The organism is Geobacillus sp. B4113_201601 (assembly GCF_001587475.1).
In the GTDB taxonomy this organism is placed as follows: Bacteria; Bacillota; Bacilli; order Bacillales; family Anoxybacillaceae; genus Geobacillus; species Geobacillus icigianus.
Genome location: NZ_LQYX01000077.1, coordinates 17,419 through 17,663, shown reverse-complemented (window position 1 = coordinate 17,663; position 245 = coordinate 17,419). Strand labels below are relative to the sequence as shown.

General features: G+C 46.1%; 1 pseudogene. It reads right to left on the bottom strand.

Going from position 1 to position 245, the window contains the following annotated elements:
- A pseudogene (locus tag B4113_RS18825) lies at positions 1-244 on the bottom strand (IS701 family transposase); the annotation flags it as partial.
- Position 245: the final 1 nt, after the last annotated feature.

The window sequence follows — 245 nt, the reverse complement described above, 5'->3', positions numbered from 1 at the left end:
ATCGAAACAAAAAGGGGTTGATTCTCCTGTTTGGCGATTCGCTTGATGCGATGAAGGATCCATTGCTGGAGTTTGCTTCATCCCAAGGGCTTTTCGTGAAAAAATGGCTGAGCGTGGTTCGATGGTTGGGATGAAAACTCCAGTGATGGACATCGGTCAATGTTCCCGAAAATCCCTTGGTAGTCAAGGCATCCACAATATGAATGAGATGCTTGATGACCGGTTTCGAGAAATAAAGCGCCAAC